14 protein-coding genes are annotated in these 17,178 nt (G+C 41.1%); 3 read left to right on the top strand and 11 right to left on the bottom strand.

Annotated elements, in window-relative coordinates:
- Positions 1–418 precede the first annotated feature (418 nt).
- The 11 genes from H6541_03125 to H6541_03075 form a co-directional block, all read right to left on the bottom strand.
- Positions 419–850, bottom strand: a complete 432-nt coding sequence (locus H6541_03125) for an Hsp20/alpha crystallin family protein (GenBank protein ID MCB9014762.1) — start codon at positions 848–850, stop codon at positions 419–421.
- A gap of 197 nt (positions 851–1,047) precedes the next feature.
- The gene (gene udk, locus H6541_03120; protein MCB9014761.1) at positions 1,048–1,662 is read right to left on the bottom strand and encodes a uridine kinase; all 615 of its coding nucleotides are present in this window, start codon (positions 1,660–1,662) and stop codon (positions 1,048–1,050) included.
- Positions 1,663–1,831: 169 nt separating this feature from the next.
- Positions 1,832–2,995, bottom strand: coding sequence for a sodium ion-translocating decarboxylase subunit beta (locus tag H6541_03115; GenBank protein MCB9014760.1), 1,164 nt, complete (start codon positions 2,993–2,995; stop codon positions 1,832–1,834).
- A 3-nt stretch (positions 2,996–2,998) separates the two neighbouring features.
- On the bottom strand, positions 2,999–3,442 hold the full coding sequence (locus H6541_03110) for a biotin/lipoyl-binding protein (GenBank protein ID MCB9014759.1): 444 nt from the start codon (positions 3,440–3,442) through the stop codon (positions 2,999–3,001).
- Positions 3,443–3,485: 43 nt separating this feature from the next.
- On the bottom strand, positions 3,486–4,388 hold the full coding sequence (locus tag H6541_03105; GenBank protein MCB9014758.1) for a lamin tail domain-containing protein: 903 nt from the start codon (positions 4,386–4,388) through the stop codon (positions 3,486–3,488).
- A 10-nt stretch (positions 4,389–4,398) separates the two neighbouring features.
- The gene (locus H6541_03100; GenBank protein MCB9014757.1) at positions 4,399–5,958 is read right to left on the bottom strand and encodes an acyl-CoA carboxylase subunit beta; all 1,560 of its coding nucleotides are present in this window, start codon (positions 5,956–5,958) and stop codon (positions 4,399–4,401) included.
- A gap of 86 nt (positions 5,959–6,044) precedes the next feature.
- On the bottom strand, positions 6,045–6,455 hold the full coding sequence (gene mce, locus H6541_03095; protein ID MCB9014756.1) for a methylmalonyl-CoA epimerase: 411 nt from the start codon (positions 6,453–6,455) through the stop codon (positions 6,045–6,047).
- A 345-nt stretch (positions 6,456–6,800) separates the two neighbouring features.
- The gene (locus H6541_03090) at positions 6,801–9,122 is read right to left on the bottom strand and encodes a TonB family protein (protein ID MCB9014755.1); all 2,322 of its coding nucleotides are present in this window, start codon (positions 9,120–9,122) and stop codon (positions 6,801–6,803) included.
- Between the two features lie 169 nt (positions 9,123–9,291).
- Complete coding sequence (locus tag H6541_03085; GenBank protein MCB9014754.1) at positions 9,292–9,969, bottom strand: TonB family protein; 678 nt, start codon at positions 9,967–9,969, stop codon at positions 9,292–9,294.
- A gap of 297 nt (positions 9,970–10,266) precedes the next feature.
- On the bottom strand, positions 10,267–11,169 hold the full coding sequence (locus H6541_03080) for a mechanosensitive ion channel family protein (protein MCB9014753.1): 903 nt from the start codon (positions 11,167–11,169) through the stop codon (positions 10,267–10,269).
- 1 nt (position 11,170) lies between these two features.
- The gene (locus H6541_03075; protein ID MCB9014752.1) at positions 11,171–13,039 is read right to left on the bottom strand and encodes a mechanosensitive ion channel; all 1,869 of its coding nucleotides are present in this window, start codon (positions 13,037–13,039) and stop codon (positions 11,171–11,173) included.
- 234 nt (positions 13,040–13,273) lie between these two features.
- On the opposite strand from H6541_03075, the gene H6541_03070 reads away from it, so the two are divergent.
- From H6541_03070 to H6541_03060, 3 genes are all read left to right on the top strand, one after another.
- Positions 13,274–13,861, top strand: a complete 588-nt coding sequence (locus tag H6541_03070; protein MCB9014751.1) for a sigma-70 family RNA polymerase sigma factor — start codon at positions 13,274–13,276, stop codon at positions 13,859–13,861.
- A 4-nt stretch (positions 13,862–13,865) separates the two neighbouring features.
- Positions 13,866–15,104 (top strand): TonB family protein, encoded by a 1,239-nt coding sequence (locus H6541_03065; GenBank protein MCB9014750.1) that lies wholly within the window; start codon positions 13,866–13,868, stop codon positions 15,102–15,104.
- Between the two features lie 207 nt (positions 15,105–15,311).
- Positions 15,312–17,159 carry a LysM peptidoglycan-binding domain-containing protein gene (locus tag H6541_03060; protein ID MCB9014749.1) on the top strand — a complete coding sequence of 616 codons (1,848 nt, stop codon included), beginning with the start codon at positions 15,312–15,314 and terminating at the stop codon, positions 17,157–17,159.
- Positions 17,160–17,178: the final 19 nt, after the last annotated feature.

The raw sequence follows: 17,178 nt of genomic DNA, 5'->3' as shown, positions 1-17,178 counted from the left end.
TGCAACTGGATTAATAATTGTTAGTTGCTGAAATCTATCTAAAGAAGTTTCGAAGCTAAATCTTTTTCTACTGTTGACACACGTTCCCCGACACGTGCTTCCAATGATTGTAACAGCATTATAAACGTGGGTGTTCTGATAAAATTTAGAACCTATACGTTTTTATTTATCCAGACTTTCATTAACATTATAGATGGTTTCCTTGCCTGCCCGGAGAGTTATATCATCCATTATAATCATATCATTTGCAAACCTGCAAACAGAGTCTTATATGGGTTAGAATTGTGAATAAATTATGGGGGGGTAATGTATAACAAACAGTTTCTAAGTTAAACACTGGTGCATAAGCACAATAAAACCCGGTACTCAAAAATGCTTAGTGCCGGGTTAATCGTAATTTACCTGAAAGTTGCCAGCCTTATTTGATCTCAATTTGCTTAGCTGGTTTCACTTTGGCTTCTTCTCTTTTGGGGATGGTGATACTCAACACCCCGTTGTTGTGATTGGCCGAAATCTTTTCAGCATCTACACTTCCCGGCAGGCTGAATGACCGGCGGAAAGATGCATAGCTGAACTCGCGACGCATATAGCGCTCTTCCTTCTTTTCGCTCTTTTCCTCTTTCTCAGACGAAATGGTGAGCACATTATTTTCGAGGTTGATTTTAAAATCGCTTTTATCCAAACCAGGAGCGGCAACCTCAATACGGAAATCATCTTTACCTTCAACGATATTTACCGAAGGCATATTGATTCCTGTCTGGAATTCAAACATACCGGGCAAAAAGTCCCGGCCAAAAAATTCATCCACAATGCTGGGGAAGAAATCTCTGTTTTTTAAGATCGGTAACATGGTTTTACCTCCTTTTGTTTTGGGTTAAACTTTATTTTCAAAACAAAATACTCAAATTTCATTCCATCGACAAAAATAGATATAATTTGAAATATCAGATGTCATTTTGTCTTGAACAAAGTACAATATGGCATTATAAAATGCCATTCTGGCAAATTATTGCGCCATTCCCAAAAAAAAACAAGAGAAAAACCAGTTTAAATCATCTTCAGGTTCATCTTGATTCTGGATGTAAGAATATCGATGGCCACATGATTGGCACCACCCTGGGGTACAATAATATCTGCGTAGCGTTTGGTAGGTTCGATAAACTGAAGGTGCATAGGTTTGACAAATTTATCATAATGGTCAAGCACCTGGGTAAATGATCGGCCACGTTCTTCTATATCGCGGCGGATAATGCGCATCAGTCGGTCGTCGGCATCGGCATCGACAAAAACTTTAATGTCCATCCGTTCGCGCAAACGCGGATTTGACATGATTAAAATACCTTCCACAATCACCACTTCACGCGGTTGTACCGGAATCGTTTCCTTGGCGCGGGCACAAGTAAGGTAGCTATAGATGGGCATACCCACAGTCTGCCCTTCTTTGAGCATATCAATATGCTTAACCAGTAAATTAAATTCGATGGATGAAGGATGGTCGAAATTAATTTTAGCGCGATCTTCAGGACTCAGATGTCCGTTATCCTTATAATAAGAGTCCTGGGCAATAACTGCAACTGAATCTTTAGGGAGTTTTTTAATGATCTGTTTGACAACAGTTGACTTTCCGCAGCCAGAGCCTCCGGCAATTCCGATAATGAGCATGAGCTTATTTTTGATTGATTTTGTTCATTTAAAAGCGTGCATCTGAGAAAAAAATGAGATGCCGGATTCCAGGAATCATTAATGTATCAGTCATCTATTCTCCCAAAAATGGAAACCGGAACACAGGTACTGCATTCCGGCTTCAAATGTATAAAAAAAGACTGTTCGGTTACGAAAGGAATCCAAGGAGGATACCAGCAGCAACAGCACTGCCAATCACACCGGCCACATTGGGGCCCATTGCATGCATCAGCAGGTGATTGGTTTTATCATATTCAAGACCCACTATCTGCGAAACACGGGCACTGTCGGGCACAGCCGATACACCTGAATTTCCGATAAGCGGATTGATTTTATTTCCTTCTTTCAGGAAAATATTGAATATTTTAACAAATAATACACCAGCAGTGGTTGCAATAACGAAAGAAGCTGCACCCAGTGCAAAAATACCCACTGATTTTGTAGTAAGGAACGTTGTGGCCTGTGTTGACGCCCCCACGGTAAGACCGATAAGAATAGTTACAATATCAATCATCGGGCCTTTGGCAGTATCAGCCAAACGCTTGGTTACACCGCTCTCTTTCAACAGGTTGCCAAAGAACAACATTCCCAGCAAGGGTAGACCAGAGGGAACAATAAACGTTGTCAGCAACATTCCGATAATGGGGAAAAGGATTTTTTCGACTTTCGAAACACTGCGCGGTGGTTTCATACGGATTAAGCGTTCGCGTTTATTGGTAAGCAAACGCATAATAGGAGGTTGAATTACCGGAACCAGTGCCATATAAGAGTATGCCGAAATAGCAATAGCACCCATTAATTCAGGAGCCAGCTTAGATGAAAGGAAAATAGCAGTAGGACCGTCGGCACCACCAATAATGGCAATAGCACCTGCTTCTGAAGGAGAAAATCCGAGCAAAAGCGCAATCGCATATGCACCAAAAATTCCAAACTGAGCGGCTGCACCAATCAACATGAGTTTGGGATTGGATATAAGGGCCGAAAAATCGGTCATAGCTCCGATACCCAGGAAAATCAACGGAGGATAAACTCCTTGCAAAACACCAAAATACAAATAGTTGAGTACACTACCCGATTCGTAAATACCAATTTTAAGACCGGGCATAAAGGCGATATTTCCCACCAAAATACCAAATCCGATGGGAATCAGGAGCATAGGTTCATATTCCTTGGCAATGGCAAGATAAATAAAGATAAGGCCAACACCAATCATAATCAGGTGGCCTGCGGTTACATTTGCAAAAGCGGTGTAGGAAAAGAACTGCTGAAGATGCTCTAAGATAAATGTTAGAAAGTTACCGGAATGTTCCATGCTTTAATCTCCTATTACAATAAGAACATCACCTTCCATGACAGAATCGCCTTTATGAACTTTCAACGAAACCACTTTACCTTCCTTATCGGCATTGATGTTGTTTTCCATTTTCATAGCTTCAAGGGTAATGAGTTTCTGACCAACCTTAACGGCATCGCCTTCGCGTACATGCAAATCAAGAATAACGCCAGGCAGCGGTGATTTAATGCTTCCGGTTCCTTTGGGAGTAGCCGGGCTTGACGTTTTGGCAATGCTGGGCTCCGAATCAGTTGAAGGAACACTTACCGACCTTACCAGTTTTGGCGTTTTGGTTGACTGAACCATTTTATCAACCTCAACCTGATAGGTAGTACCATTAACTTCGATTTCGGCTATATTATCTTCAATAGATTGAATATCTACCTCGTAAACATTGCCGTTTATAGTGAATTTAAATTTTTTCATTCTTTAAAACTTTTAAATGATTTCAGGACTTAAACAGAAAGAACTATCGTGGAAATTTATTCAGACCATAAATCTTTGAGCTCCATGGCGAATAGGTACGGGCCACTTTTTTAATGGTAAGCACCGTTTCTTCATAATCGTGAAGCTGATTGATATACAGGTGCAATGCCATGGCAATAGCCGCATTTACCTCGCCTGAAATTTCCTCTTCAGTAACTTTCACAACCACAGGTTCTTTCTTGCTTTCCCTGGTGAATACTTTTTTCAGGTTAATGCCGTAAATTCTCTTGGTGTTTTTAAATACAATGTATAACAAAAGCAAAGCGGTAAATACAACCGACATCGCAATTGTTGCCATCCCTACACCGAAAGGATCCATTTCAACAAATTTCTCACCTGCTGAAACTAAAATTCCTGTATAATTATTGGCCAGCGGAGTTGTTTTTTCAAGCGTACCCCATTCACTTTTGCCATCCTCTAACCTGCCGTAAGATACATCTGGAAGCTGTGGTCCCAGTTTAACTGCATCAATAAGAACTTTGCCATTGCCTTCATAAATGGCAATATGGTTTGAGGAGTCATTAAGTAAGAAATTCAGATGAAGAATTCCTCTTGTAGGCATATTATCTGCAAAAAATACCAGGTAATTTCTGGGTGCAATTTTTGTAATAGGGTCTCCCTTGGGAATATAATACTTCCTGGGATTTGCAGGGTCATTTGAAATATAGGAACCTCCTATATCAACCGTGTTGTAAGCCGAATTAAAAATTTCAATCCATCCGCTGCGCTGACCATAGTCATCCACATAATTGGAGTCGTTGACTGCCAGAATTTCATTGATTCTGAGGTCGCGTGTACTTTGCGAATAGGTATTACCGGCAAACAACACGAGCACAAGTGCAATAAAAACACCTGAGTATCTGATTGTTTTATTGATTTTTGTCATTACTGCCGGATTATAAAGGAATGTTTGAATGTTTTTTGGGCGGATTCACATCCTTTTTGGTGGCTAAAGCCTGCAATGCCCTGATAATGCGGAAACGTGTATTGCGCGGTTCAATCACATCATCAATATAACCATATTTGGCTGCATTGTAAGGATTGGCAAATTTGTCCTTATACTCATCTTCGCTCTTGCGAACAAAATCTTCGCGTTCCTGCGGATCAGTCAGTTCTGCCAGTTTTTTACTCTGCAGTACTTCTGTAGCACCTTTGGGTCCCATAACTGCGATTTCAGCTCCCGGCCATGCGTAGTTGATATCTCCGCGCAGGTGTTTCGAGCTCATAACACAATAAGCTCCGCCGTATGCTTTGCGCAGCACAACAGTAACTTTGGGAACTGTAGCTTCGCCGTATGCGTAAAGCAACTTGGCACCGTGGATGATAATTCCACCGTACTCCTGAGCAGTTCCCGGAAGGAAACCAGGCACATCAACAAGGGTAAGAATCGGAATATTAAAAGCATCGCAGAATCTTACAAAACGGGCCGCTTTGCGCGAAGCATTGATATCGAGTACGCCGGCGAGATAGTTAGGCTGGTTGGCTACAATACCTACTGAAATACCATTAAACCTGGCATAACCGGTAACAATGTTAGGCGCATAATGCCGCTGGATTTCAAGAAATTCGCCGTAATCAGCAATAGAATGAATAACATCCTTTACATCATAAGGCTTGTTAGGATTATCGGGAATGATATAGTTTAATGATTCGTCGAGCCTGTCAATCGGATCGGTACAATTGGCCAATGGGGGATCTTCAAGGTTATTCTGCGGCAGGAAGCTGATAAGCTTTCTGATAAGTCCGATGCCTTCTTTTTCATCGTCGGCAACAAAGTGTGAAATACCTGATTTGGAACCATGCACCATAGCGCCGCCCAGTTCTTCTTCAGTCACTACTTCGCCGGTAACAGTTTTAACAACTTTGGGTCCGGTAACAAACATATTGCTGGTACCTTTACTCATAACAATAAAGTCGGTGAGAGCCGGTGAATAAACAGCGCCGCCTGCACAAGGGCCAAAAATGGCTGAAATCTGCGGAATAACACCAGAAGCCAGAATGTTGCGTTCAAAAATTTCAGCATATCCGGCCAAACTGTTCACTCCTTCCTGAATGCGGGCTCCGCCGGAATCGTTGATACCAATAAGTGGTGCACCAACTTTCATAGCCTGATCCATTACTTTACAGATTTTATTGGCAAAGGTTTCGGAAAGTGAGCCGCCAAAAACGGTGAAATCCTGTGAAAAAACATAAACCACCCTGCCGTCGATGGTTCCGTGGCCTGTAACTACACCATCAGAAAGAAATTCCTGCTTCTCAATTCCAAAATTGGTGCAGCGGTGGGTTACAAACATGTCAAACTCTTCGAAACTGCCTTCGTCAAGCAGGAGTTCAATGCGTTCACGTGCTGTTAATTTTCCCTTGGCGTGCTGTGAATCAATCCTTTTCTGGCCGCCGCCCAGTTTGGCCTGTTCTCTTTTATCGAGAAGTTCTTTAATCTTGTCTTCAAAAGCCATTTAACTGTTGATTTTGAGCGAAAAACTAAAAGCCCTGATGGGCCTGTAGTTACAATTTCGCTTTTGGTTGTTTATATAGTAATTTATTATTTGCTTTTGTTTTCACACAGTTCGGTAAGCACTCCAAATGTGGATTTTGGATGAAGAAATGCAATATGCAGACCCTCGGCACCCATACGGGGCTGTTTATCGATCAGCTGTATGCCTTTTTCTGCAGTTTCGGCCAACCCTTGTTCCAGATTCTCAACGGCAAATGCCATGTGATGGATACCCTCTCCCTTTTTCTCCAGGAATTTACCAATTGGACCCTCAGGATCGGTTGATTCAAGTAACTCAATTTTGGTCTGACCTACCATAAAAAATGCAGTTTTCACCCGTTGATCTTTTACTTCTTCAACAGCGTAGCAAGTTAGTCCAAGTACGTTTTCATAGTAAGGAATGCTTTCTTCCAGACTTTTAACGGCAATGCCAATGTGTTCGATATGTGTTGGTTTCATCTTAAAATGTTTATTGTTTCAGCTCAATACATTATTTTCCCCTGAAACAAACGCTTAATTTAAAAATTGTGCACAGGGGCTTTTTCAGGTGCCTGAAATTTTCGGCAAAAGTATATACTAATTTGTTAATAGTGAAGGATATTGAAGAAATTATCTTACCGTTTCCAATATATAATCATTCTAATTAAGGTTTTGATTTTCACATACATAGACTTACATATGTTTAAAGCGAAATACCAATGGAATGGCTTCACTGCAAACCATCACTGCGACTATAAAACAGGCAACAGCAGAACCACGAAACAGATGGTTCTGCTGTTTATATTACATGTAAATATCGGTAAATCAGAAACTGACCGGCAGCTGCATCTTTGTTCTGACAGCCACACCATGCTGTTTCCCCGGTTTCCAGGCGGGCATTGATTTTATGAGTCTGATGGCCTCTTCATCGCAACCATAGCCGAGTGACCTGAGCACCTGTATGTCGCTGATTGTTCCGTCAGTATTCACTGTAAACTGCACTACTACTTTGCCAGAAATCAGGTACTTTAACGCTTCAACAGGAATTTTAATATGGGTTTTCATAAATTGTTCCATGGCTTTGGGGCCTCCCGGAAATTCAGGCATTGATTCATTTACCATCAACACAGCCTCGTCATCTGACAACGCTTCAGTTTCTTCAACCAGAGGCATACAGGCTGCATCTGAATTTCTCCTGCTCAGTTTCAAAGCTGAACCACCCGTTGCCGAACTGCCAACTGCATAATGGCTCACGCCCTGAGGCAGTGGCAATGGCTGCCTAACAGTGGAAAAAGCACCATTGATATTACGCTGCTCACTATCAACAGCCACAAAAGATGTATAAGCTGTTAGCAAATTATACTCCAACCCAAGTTTTGTAATCTGTGCTTTTATTTCATCGGGAACACCATCACTTTCACCCGCATAATCATCGGCCATCCTGATTCTTTCACGCGCCCATAAATATTTAAGAGCCTGATTCCCGGCAGATGGTTTTTCCGTTTCTACAGATATTGTTTTTTGAAAAAGACCTGAACCATGGTGGCCTCTGAGTGTAATATTACCTGTAGCATTCCCGCGGTATTTGCCAAAAATAACAACCGGTCTCGATAAAAAGAGATCAGGAACAGCAACAGGCTCCACATCATAAACATCAAATCCATTGAATGACACATCAATACCTGTAAGCAACGGTGAGTTGATATACTTCACAAATTCGGCTGCTTTAGCATTGGCTTCTGTTTCATTTGTAATGATAAAAGCCTCACCTGCGCCTGCATGAGCCAGGCCTTCAATAAGATACCGGTTTACCGAAGAACCGATTCCAAATGCAAAAAAGCTGGCTTTGTTCAGGTTTGATTGAATAAGTCCGAAGGCCTCTTTCTCAACGCTCACAAACCCATCTGTCGCTACTACAAATGTTCTGGCATATTCAGGGTTGGCTTCCATTGATAAAGCCCGTTTTAATGCAGGAAGCAATTCGGTGCCGCCACTCCCCGATTGGCTGTCAAGCATTCTGATGGCCTTTTTCACATTTTCGGCAGTGGCCGGAACCGGTTTATCGGCAAACAAATTGTTGCTTCCGGCAAAAAAGAGAATATTGAAGCAATCGGAAGCTTTAAGGCCGCTGAGCAGCTCGTTGATAAGCCTTTTTGAAACATTCAGCGGAAAGCCATACATAGACCCTGAAACATCTACAATAAATATGTACTCTCGCGGAAGAACCATCCCGGGTGCGATCTTGTCGGGCGGCTGAATGCTTGCCATAAAATAATTTTCCTTTTCATCGCTGTAAAGCCACAACCCACTTTCAATGCCTTCGCCTCCCAGACGGTATTGAAGGATAAAATCGCGGTTGCCGCCATACATTTCACTTTCATCCAGTTGAATATTTACCGATTTTTTATCTTTAAAATCTGCGTTTATTCTGTGCGAAGTGCTTTTTACCTGTTTGAGAGGCATTGCAGAAGCAATATTGCAGGAAAGTTTAAAAGTATAGGATGGAAGTTCTCCTTCATTGAGATACGGGTTTTCGTTCCACCCGGGGTTTTGTATCCCGTTTCCGCTTTCACTTTCATATCTGGGTCCGACAACAGCAGGAAAAGTAAAAGTATAAATCCCCTCGCGGGGCACGAGTACCTCGGTGTACATCAGTTCAACCTCCACCAGATCGCCTGGCATAATATTGGCCACATTCATCTGAAAAACATTGGGCCGGTGTTGCTCGAGCAGAGCTGCAGAATGCCCCTCATTCAATGCCTGGGTATAATCGTGCCGGGCTTTTTCACGCTCCTCAATTTTAGCCATAATGGTTCGTTCACCAATTTTCATTTTCAGCGCATGGACCGCAGCGCCAGTTGAACCTGGAAAAACGTAAACCGCCTCGATGGCTTTTAACCCACGGTTGCAATAAACCTGTTTTACAGTTGTCAGCGCAATGACACCTGAAACCTGAATATCGGCAGCGGTTGATAAAAGTGGCAGCGATTCATTTGTTTCATTATCAGGAATTATAAAAAAAGGTGCAGATGGCTTATCGGAACCGGCCTCCTGTCCAACAGATAAACTGCTGATGCCTGATATAATGAACGTAACGATTACGAATAAAAAGAGGTAATCGGGTTTGAAATGAAGTTGGAGTTTCATGGTTGAAGTGTTTGAATGAGTTTAACTGTATTTATTTTAAATTCTGACATACCATCAGTGGCTCAGCCGGTGTGCAGAGGAAAAAAAACAATCAGAAGTGAAATGAAAAAACAGACACCGGAAAAAGACAATCATCTGTTACCGGGAATAGAACAGGTGAAAGAAGCCATTAATTGAGCAACATAAACCTGACCGGAAGATTCAGTCTGACTCTTACCGGTTTGCCCCGTTGCAGGCCTGGATTCCAATCGGGCATTTCGCTAACAACCCTTACGGCCTCTTCGGTGCAACCCCCTGAAACGCCTCGCAATACATCCACAGACGAAACCTTACCGCTTTTTTCAATAACAAATGTGACATAAACTGTTCCTGAAATGCCTGATTCTTTTGCCATACGCGGATAAACTGTATGCTCAGCCAAATATTTTCTGAGTGCGATATCGCCTCCGGGAAATTCAGGCATTTGTTCCACAACAACAAACGGATCAGCATTGTCAGCAGGTTCTTCAGGTACCAATTCAGGCATCACATAGGGTTCAACGAAATCGGCGGGATCAATTTCGGAAACCACTTTAATATCAACCAGAACGGTGCGATTATCCTCAACGGTTTTCATCAGGGTTGTATTCACGGGCCTGGGCGGTTCCGGTTTTTTCTCAACAATTATATTGATCCATTCTTCGTCAGGCTCAATGGCTGACCTTTCAGGGAGCTGAACACGGCTGTAATCCGGCGTTTTCCATTCAAAAGCAGCAAGTGCAGTACTTACGGCAATGATAAGACCTAATTGAAAAAAAACGGTGCGTTTCCTTTCAAGGTCAGCGCTGTTGGTTTTCCTTGATTCCATGGCTTTTTGTTTTAGAAGTGAGAACTGGTTTTGTTATAGAGATGCACAAAACTTCTCAAATCCATAAAATCAATAAAAAACTTCTGAAAAGTTTAATAATTAATTGGTTGAATTCATGTAAACAATTCTTTAGACACATCATCTGACACTGAGAAAGACTCAGTTTCAATATCAAAAGCTTATTGCCTAAATAAATATCATTATAGACAAAACAGCTCCATTTGCGAGTACTTTTTGACCTCAATAAAAAAAGAGTAAAGCATAATCCAAATTACTATTTAACTGAGAAGGGGGGGATTATGCATTAGTAACTTTCACTTTAAATTCAGGAGCTTCAACCAGATGAAAAGTCGCCGATGCAAATTTAATTTCACCTTCAGTTGCCTCAATATCAGTAAGGATTTTCGTAAAGAGCTCACTTTTGGTTGTTCTTCTACGCCTAAAATTTACAATATATCTTAATGTAAACTCAACCCAGTTATCATTGGCAACAAGAGAGACCATTGGCTCGGTTTGGGCATCCTCAAGGCGATACTTACTTTGCAGATAAGTCCATTTTTCTAATGATTTTTCAGAAAAATCCCCAATTACTTCCTTTCCCACATTTAGCAGAATATTTTTTGTTTTCTCATAATTACTTCCATATTGAATCGGGATTTTGATTTCATCCCATAAAAAAGGAAAATCCCCTGAATAATTATATACGGGTTCTTTAAAAACAAAGCTATTGGCGACCAAAACAATACGTCCGTTATAAAGATCGCCATCTACCCATTGGCCTGTTTCCATAATAGTGGTTCTTAAAATGCCAATATCCATTACATCTCCCTTAATACCACCCAATTGAACCCTGTCGCCAGTTTTATAAAATCCTCCAAACATAACAACCATCCATCCTGCAAATGAAGCAATAACCTCCTGCAGGGCAAATGCGATACCAGCCCCAGCAACACCAAGAGCAATTGTGAGCCCTCCGAGTTTATCGCTGAAAACTAAAGTTACCAGCACGATAGTAAGAAAGTAACCCAAAAAGCCAGAAACCTTCCTTGCCCTGTAACGACTGTTATTTTCTTTGATTTTTGAGAAAAGATTACGCTGCAGCAATTTAATTAACAGCCATATAATTGCAATTCCCAGGAAAACTGTAACAAGCTTTCCTATTACCGGATTAAATAATAAACTTCTGATCTGTTCTTCCATACTAATCCTTATGAATGTTGATGTTAAAATTCGGGGCTGTATAATCTTTGTCAAGATAACTGGCGGGTATTGTGGTGGCGTTGCCGTCTCTGGCGGCTCTGTAATGAGGTGAAAGTATCTCAATGCCAGCCTCATTGCAACAGTCCTGAATATTCTGGTGTAACAACGAATAAATGGCAGCCTGTTTACTGGCCTCCTTTGTATAAACATTTAATTGATAAGACACATAAAAATCGTCGAGGCTGGTCTGCAGTACAAATGGTTTGGGATCCTTAAGCAGCATTTCAGTTCTTTCGGCTGCATTCAGCAATGCCTCGTGCATCAGTTTCCACGGAATGTCATAGCCAATGGTTACAGTAGTATGAAGAATTAAACCTGTTGTTGCTGCTTCGCTGCTGTAATTGACGGTATTGCCTGAGAGAATGGACGAGTTTGGAATTGTAATTACCTCGTTTTTAATGGTTTTCAGTCTTGTTACCAACAATGTTTTCTCCATCACATCTCCTGAAAAATCGCCTATTTTTATGCGATCGCCTATTTTAAAGGGCCGCATATAAGTAATAACCAAACCAGCCACCATATTAGCAATAGCTGTTGATGAACCTAATGAAAACAACACCCCGATAAAAACAGAGACACCTTTAAAAATATTGGAATCAGAGCCCGGCAGGTAAGGAAATATCAACACAAACATAAAAGCATACAGCAGAAATTTAACAATGCTAAAGGTGGGCATGGCCCAATCGGCATGAAATCCTGATATTTTAAGTTTTTCTGATTCTATTTCACTAAAAATATACCTGACAAAACGGATAAAATACTTCATTACATAATAAATAACCAGAATGCTGAACAGGTTAGGCATATAATTCCACACAGCAATCAAAACACCTTTAAAGGGAGACCAAATCAAATGAAAGAGCGTATCGGCCCAGTTGCGGCTAAAAGGAAAAATGCTGAAGATTACCGGCAAGGTTATATAAGCCAGCAAGGCATAAGTAAACCACCGGATTGCCTTTACCAACAAAACAATGATTTTCATTTCCTGCTCGGCTGTCAGAAAAGTATAATCCTTGTATGACAAATCTCTGATCAGGTGGTCTTTCTTCAGCTCAATATAGTTGAACAACCACATATTTGCTTTTCCTATCAGTTTGATAATAAACCAGGCAATGACAAGTACCAGAATCACCAATCCAATGCGGAGAAGTAATTTTTGTATACTGTTTTCTTCCCGTGCCTTGACTATGGAATTGCGAATAATCAGATTAAATTCATTCGCCAGTTCAAACATCGTTTTATTATACCATAATGCATCTGTTTCCGATACACTCATAATAATATTTTCCCTGTAAACAATATCATAGGTAAATTCAGATTTGACAACAATGAGTGAGTCTGTTTTCAAAAAGTCGTCGTTGTATAGTTTTCTGATTTTGCCTGAAACATTTGCCGCTCTTTCTTTCGGACTCAATGCACCAATTTTCGTATAGATCAGGAACAAAGTGTCTTTTAAAACACCAATAACAGGATAGCCCGCTGCTATATTTCTTAATGAATCTATTCGCTGTTTTTTATCGGCAATATTCTGTTTCTCTTTCAGTTTAATTTCCTCCAGCTGGCGGAGCAGGTCTTCTTTCTTTAAATTATCTGTTGTTTTCAGTGAACTCAACTGTAACTCAAGCCTGGCCCTGGCAATGGAATCAGCAACGCGTTGCTTTTCTATTTCAGCCAGTTTACTGGTATATATCTGAAGATTTTCGACGTTTACAGAATCATTGGCAATTGCTGAACTGTCCTTTTGCGCGAATAATGACAAATTCAGAAAAAGAGCAACTGCTAACAGGAATATTGCGCCATGGTTTCTCATTATAGTTGGATTTTATATCGTAAATATACAATAAAATGAAGACCAATATCAGAGAATTGCGTGTAATCCTATGGTTTGGGCTGTCAGCCAGCCCTGGTTTTTCGTAAAAAACAGGATGAAAGTGAGTTCGTTCGGTATATTTATAATAGTGCCCCATCAGATGATGATTGATTTTTTATAGCAGATTAGCGCGTCAATCCTTACATTTGTAAAAGAAAACTCTCTGAATGCCCTATGAAAATAACCGAAGGAAAACCAACCGACCATCATAGTGATGAAGAACTGGTTGAGTTATTCCGCCGCACGGGCAATAAAGAAATTATTGGGTTACTGTTTAAGCGATATACGCATTTGGTGCTGGGTGTTTGTTATAAGTATTTTGATGATCGTGAAGATGCCCGCGATGTAGCCATGAATGTTTTCGAAAGCTTGTTTACTTCATTACACAAATATGAGATCCTGAATTTTAAGGCATGGCTTTTTACAGTCACCAAAAGTCAGTGTGTCCAATTACTGCGTAACAGGAAAAAAGAAGGAACAAGCATTCGCTGGGAGGAAAATCTTTTGGCAGAAGTTATGGAAAATAGCGGATTTACGCATCATAACATTGCTGACGAAGAGGAGGAGCGCATCAGAAAACTTAATCAGGCAATCAGAAAATTATCGCCAGGCCAGCAACACTGCATATTGCTGTTCTATTTTGACAGTAAATCATATCAGCAAATTGCCGAAACAACCGGTTTGGGGCTTAATGAAGTTAAGAGTCATATTCAAAACGGAAAACGCAACCTGAAAAACCTGTTGGAGCAATCAATTTTTTAAAACAATGGATAACAAACGGAAAAATAAGCTCTTCATGCCTTCCGGATGCCTCAGTGCAGAAGGAATGTCTCTGTTTGTGAATGGTCTGCTTACTGATGCAGAAGTTGATCAGGTGCATCATCACCTGCTTTCATGCGAGCTATGCAACATGGCCCTTGAAGGACTTATGCTTGCTGGTTCTGCCCAGGCAGACGAAGATATAGATTTGCTGAATCAACACATCGATAATGTTTTCACCATAAATCAAGCTCAACCAAAAGAAACAGAAATAAGCGGTCAGGCAGCATTTGAAGGGCCCCGATTCCCCCGGCTCAGTCAGGAAGAAATCAGAGAATTTACAAAAAGTGTGAAGGAGAGTGCCGCCCATTCAACCGCTTCTCACTCCGAATCAGAAGTTGAAAAAAAATCTATAAAACCCCCATTCTTCAGAAAATACCGGTTTGAGCTGGCCGCTGCAAGTATACTATTACTCGCCGCTATCGGGAGCTGGCAGATTTTCTTCCGGATGAACAAGGCTGAACAATCCGGCGAACTTGCCACTATAACCACGAAGGAAGACACTTCTGCCCGCAAAATACAGGAATTGACCACACTGCCTCCGGCAGCCGGATTGCCCGGAGAAAAAGATGAGCAGATGCCCACTTCTCCTCCAGTTCCACAATCCGGAGCCCCCAAAAAAGAAACATCAAAGAATCAGCATATTATACTGCCGGTTGTCGATAATGCCATAGTTGAAGATGATTTGAATATAGAAGAAGATCTGGTTGCAGCGCAAATGCATGCAAATGCAGGCCCGCAAGAAACCCTGTCGTCTTCTGAAAAGCCAGAAATTCAGCCTGCAGGTGCAATTTCAAAAAAAGCCATTGAGAGGAAATCGGTTCAGCCAATCGATCAGCTGGTTGAAGAAGAAGAAGTAATAGAAAGTGAGATTTTTACCATTGTAGAAGAAAATCCACAATACCCCGGAGGTGATGAAGCGCTTCATAAATTCCTGAAAGAAAATTTAATATATCCTGCATCAGCCCGCGAATCAGCCATACAAGGTACTGTTTATTTGAGTTTTGTGGTAGGAAACGATGGTATCATCAATGATATCAAGGTCTTACGCGGAATTGGCGGCGGCTGTGATGAAGAAGCCGTAAGAGTTGTGAAGCAAATGCCGCGCTGGATTCCCGGTCGGCAACGCGGCAAACCGGTGCGTGTGCAATATATCCTACCGGTGAAATTTACATTGGCAGAATAGTTGCTGCAAAAAATGTTAAATGTTTCCCTGTTTAAAAAATTAACTATATTTTTGCGGGTGACACATTCAGGGATAATCACTTGCATGCCAGGTGCATTAATTGTGTTAATTTAATTATCTATGACAAAACCAACATGCTTTGCAATCTTCTGCATCTAAGCAAGCATTTGATATTGGACAACTGTCTAAAATAAACGTTTAAAATAAATGAGAACCAATCAACCCATTCGATTCCTGCTTTCTTTTATATTCATCATCTCTTTTTCATTATCTTATGGGCAAAACGGGATTACCGACAGCCCGTCCGATTCAATAGTTGAAGACGCCGGTCTTGTAAAAGACGACTTTATTGTTGCTTCGCTTGACAGTCTGGCCAATCTCATGTATTTCGATGGATATGAATGTGCTTCAGGCAAAGAAATTGAAAATATTTTTGGATTTACACCGGGTTTTGTGCCTGTTTATGCCGATTCGGTTTATTACAACCGCCTGAAGAAACTCGACGCCGGTTCACCCATGAATCTGACTTACAACCAATATGTGCGTGAATATATCGACTTGTATGCCAATAAAAAAAGAGCACTTACACAAAGGGTAATGGGTTTGGCTCAGATATATTTTCCCTTGTTTGAGGAGCAGCTGGACAAATATAATATGCCTCTAGAGTTGAAATACCTGGCAATTGTGGAGTCTGCATTAAATCCGGTAGCCAAGTCGCCTGTTGGAGCTTCAGGGTTGTGGCAATTTATGTACGGAACAGGCAAAATGTATAATTTAAAGGTTACTTCACTGGTTGACGATCGCCGTGACCCATTGAAAGCAACCATCGCTGCCTGTCAGCATATGAGCGATTTGTATAAAATGTACAACGATTGGTTATTGGTACTTGCTGCCTATAATTCAGGAGCAGGCAATGTAAATAAAGCCATCAGACGTTCAGGCGGAAAAATGGATTTCTGGCAAATACGCCCCTTCCTTCCGCAGGAAACACGCGGCTATGTACCTGCTTTTATTGCCGTTACTTATGTAATGAGTTATGCAGCTGAACACAACCTGCGTGCTGTTGAACCCCGTTTCAATCATTACGAAATTGATACGGTTATGGTCAAGGACGTATTGTCGTTTTCACAAATATCAGAAAAACTGAATGTGCCATTTGAAGAAATTCAATTCCTGAACCCCTCTTATAAAAACGGAATCATACCTGCAACGAGCGGCAATGCCTACATCCTTCGTTTGCAAAAAAAGAATATTCCTGATTTTGTCAACAACGAAGCCCAGTTGTATGCTTTCCGCGCTCAGTCGGAGCTGGAAAAAGAACAGGTACTCAGCATGATGAAAACAGTAACTCAAGCCGAGTATCACAAGGTAAAAAGGGGTGAAACATTAGGCGGACTTGCCAGTAAGTATCACTGTACGGTTAGTAATCTTAAAAAATGGAACAGGCTCAGATCGACCAATCTGAAAATCGGGCAACGATTGATTGTAAGGCCCGAAAGTGCATCTCCCGTACAGTACGCTGCTGTAGCTAAACAAACAACTTCACCCAAAAAAGAAGCTGATACCACTTCAGCTGCCGCAGCAGCCGGCAAACAAACATCAGAAGAAGTGGCTGTTGCAGATAATAAAAAATCTGAAAATGAAAACGGTACAGACTTTACAGTAAAAACCCGCGTTGAGAATAAATACCACAGAGTAAAATCGGGAGAATCGCTCGGCCGTATTGCCGATAAATATAATGCCTCAGTTGCCGACTTAAAATCCTGGAATAAAATTAAAGGTTCAACCATTCATCCCGGTCAGAAACTTATCGTAGGAAAAACAGAAATTGCAGAAAAAGTTCCGGTAAAAAAAGAAGCTGCTAAACCTAAAGCCAAACAAACAGCTCAGGATCTGGATTTTATATACTACACGGTTCAGCAAGGCGATACACTATGGAAAATTGCCCAGAAGTATGAAGGTTCATCGGTAGAAGAAATCAAAAAGCTTAACAATATATCTAATGAGAAATCATTGAAACCCGGCCAGAAAATAAAAGTTGCTGTAGTTTCATAGCAAGGCAGATTTGACGATC

This window comes from Lentimicrobiaceae bacterium (assembly GCA_020636745.1).
GTDB lineage: Bacteria > Bacteroidota > Bacteroidia > Bacteroidales > Lentimicrobiaceae > Lentimicrobium.
The sequence above is the reverse complement of the archived record's forward strand: the minus strand, read 5'-3'. Positions and strand labels throughout refer to the sequence as shown.

What these genes read in the sequence shown, in the direction of transcription:
- H6541_03070 (MCB9014751.1), top strand. Translation starts at nt 13,274, where the DNA reads ATGAAAATAACCGAAGGAAAACCAACCGACCATCATAGTGATGAAGAA.
- H6541_03105 (MCB9014758.1), bottom strand. Translation starts at nt 4,388, where the DNA reads ATGACAAAAATCAATAAAACAATCAGATACTCAGGTGTTTTTATTGCA.
- H6541_03115 (MCB9014760.1), bottom strand. Translation starts at nt 2,995, where the DNA reads ATGGAACATTCCGGTAACTTTCTAACATTTATCTTAGAGCATCTTCAG.
- mce (MCB9014756.1), bottom strand. Translation starts at nt 6,455, where the DNA reads ATGAAACCAACACATATCGAACACATTGGCATTGCCGTTAAAAGTCTG.
- H6541_03110 (MCB9014759.1), bottom strand. Translation starts at nt 3,442, where the DNA reads ATGAAAAAATTTAAATTCACTATAAACGGCAATGTTTACGAGGTAGAT.
- H6541_03080 (MCB9014753.1), bottom strand. Translation starts at nt 11,169, where the DNA reads ATGGAAGAACAGATCAGAAGTTTATTATTTAATCCGGTAATAGGAAAG.
- H6541_03085 (MCB9014754.1), bottom strand. Translation starts at nt 9,969, where the DNA reads ATGGAATCAAGGAAAACCAACAGCGCTGACCTTGAAAGGAAACGCACC.
- udk (MCB9014761.1), bottom strand. Translation starts at nt 1,662, where the DNA reads ATGCTCATTATCGGAATTGCCGGAGGCTCTGGCTGCGGAAAGTCAACT.
- H6541_03125 (MCB9014762.1), bottom strand. Translation starts at nt 850, where the DNA reads ATGTTACCGATCTTAAAAAACAGAGATTTCTTCCCCAGCATTGTGGAT.
- H6541_03060 (MCB9014749.1), top strand. Translation starts at nt 15,312, where the DNA reads ATGAGAACCAATCAACCCATTCGATTCCTGCTTTCTTTTATATTCATC.
- H6541_03075 (MCB9014752.1), bottom strand. Translation starts at nt 13,039, where the DNA reads ATGAGAAACCATGGCGCAATATTCCTGTTAGCAGTTGCTCTTTTTCTG.
- H6541_03065 (MCB9014750.1), top strand. Translation starts at nt 13,866, where the DNA reads ATGGATAACAAACGGAAAAATAAGCTCTTCATGCCTTCCGGATGCCTC.
- H6541_03100 (MCB9014757.1), bottom strand. Translation starts at nt 5,958, where the DNA reads ATGGCTTTTGAAGACAAGATTAAAGAACTTCTCGATAAAAGAGAACAG.
- H6541_03090 (MCB9014755.1), bottom strand. Translation starts at nt 9,122, where the DNA reads ATGAAACTCCAACTTCATTTCAAACCCGATTACCTCTTTTTATTCGTA.